This is a genomic window from Streptomyces sp. UH6 (assembly GCF_013421635.1).
Taxonomy (GTDB): domain Bacteria; phylum Actinomycetota; class Actinomycetes; order Streptomycetales; family Streptomycetaceae; genus Streptomyces; species Streptomyces abyssomicinicus.
Genome location: NZ_JACADT010001168.1, coordinates 1 through 1,607, shown reverse-complemented (window position 1 = coordinate 1,607; position 1,607 = coordinate 1). Strand labels below are relative to the sequence as shown.

The window sequence follows — 1,607 nt, the reverse complement described above, 5'->3', positions numbered from 1 at the left end:
GGCTGCCGCCGCCGGAGCCCTGCGAGCGGAAACGGCCGCCACGCGAGCCGGCGCCGGAGCCCGAGCCGCCGGCCGAACGACGGTCGGGACGTGAGCCGTTGGAGCGTGTGGTGCGGTTCATGCGGAACCTTCCTCGATGCGGCACACGTATCGAGGAATTCCCCCGGGCGGATGAACGCCATGCGGGTATTCGCAATACTGAGCCGGTGGGTGGGCGAGACAGCGCCGGCCGGAAAGGGCGGGCGGCTGCGCCGGAAGAATGGGCCGGACGGTGTACGGGAGGTGACGTCCGTACCGTGGTCGTCCGGGCGGGCGACGGCGGGGATCCAGCCGGGCCGTCGGGTGGTGCGGGGGAAAGCACGGGACTGGGGCCCGCACCCCGAAAAGTGCGGGCCCCAGTCCGTCGTACGCGTCGGCGTCAGGCAGGAACGATGTTCTCGGCCTGCGGGCCCTTCTGGCCCTGCGTGACGTCGAAGTTCACCTTCTGGCCCTCCTGAAGCTCACGGAAGCCGGAGGTGGCGATGTTCGAGTAGTGGGCGAAGACGTCGGGGCCGCCGCCGTCCTGCTCGATGAAGCCAAAACCCTTTTCCGAGTTGAACCACTTCACGGTGCCAGATGCCATATTGAATCTCCTTCTGGGGCAGTGCCCGGAACCACACCGTGTGGAACCGGAGTCGCTGCGATGATTTCCCGTCCGGAGATGTCCGGCAAGCGGTGAAACCGCCGAAAACAAAAAGAGTGCTCGTCGACGAAAGGGTCGGAAGAGCACTCGAAGCCTCTGGGAACCAAAACTGCAACTTCTGCGACCGTAGCACAGGTGGAGGGCCGGTGGGCCGCTCGAGGCGGCCGAGTGACGGGGGTCTCCACCCCGCCGCCCTCCCGCGTGGTGTGATGATCGCCTGGCGGCGGCGGGCGGGAACCGCCCGCGGGGGAGGAGCGGGGCGATGGGACCTGCGGTTCTGCTGACGGCCACGGGAGTGAGCCGGACCTACGGGGAACGGGTGGCGCTGCGCACCGTCCGGCTGGACGTCGCGCGCGGCGAACTCGTCGCGCTGATGGGACCGAACGGGTCGGGCAAGTCCACTCTGCTGCGGATCGCCGCCGGACGGGACGCGCCCGACGCCGGGACGGTGGTCTTCGACGGGGCGCCGATGACCGAGAACGACCCCCGGGTGCGGGCCCGGGTCGCCGTCGTCGCCGACACGCCGAGCTGGTACCCCGACCTCACCGTGCGGCAGCACCTGGAACTGGTGGCGGTCGCCCACGGGGTGGAGCGGGCGCGCATCGACGCGGTCCTGCGCGAGCTGCGGCTGGACGGCCACGGCGGCTCCCTCCCGGGTGCGCTGTCCTCCGGGCAGCTCCAGTCGCTGCTGCTGGCCGCCGCGCTGATCAGGCCCCGCGACCTGCTGGTGCTCGACGAACCCGAGCAGCGGCTCGACCCCGGCGCGCGCCGCCGCCTCGCGGACGTCGTCCGCGCCGAGGGCGCCCGGGGCACCGCCGTCCTCTACGCCACCCACCACCGCGAGCTGGCCCTCGCCGCCCACCGGGTGGTGCTGATCGAGGACGGCGCGGTGGTCGCGGACGGTCCCGCGGACGAGGTGCTCGCC

Annotated in this window: 2 protein-coding genes; one reads left to right on the top strand and one right to left on the bottom strand. The window is 71.6% G+C overall.

All coding sequences use genetic code 11. The annotated features are described in order from the left end of the window. Window positions 1-418: 418 nt before the first annotated feature. Window positions 419-622 carry a cold-shock protein gene (locus HW445_RS30300; RefSeq protein WP_108952184.1) on the bottom strand — a complete coding sequence of 68 codons (204 nt, stop codon included), beginning with the start codon at window positions 620-622 and terminating at the stop codon, window positions 419-421. Window positions 623-944: 322 nt separating this feature from the next. Between HW445_RS30300 and HW445_RS30295 the strand changes: the two genes are divergently transcribed. Then, the coding region (locus HW445_RS30295) for an ATP-binding cassette domain-containing protein (RefSeq protein WP_180224002.1) at window positions 945-1,607 on the top strand (663 nt) is incomplete at its 3' end.

What these genes read in the sequence shown, in the direction of transcription:
- HW445_RS30300 (WP_108952184.1), bottom strand. Translation starts at nt 622, where the DNA reads ATGGCATCTGGCACCGTGAAGTGGTTCAACTCGGAAAAGGGTTTTGGC.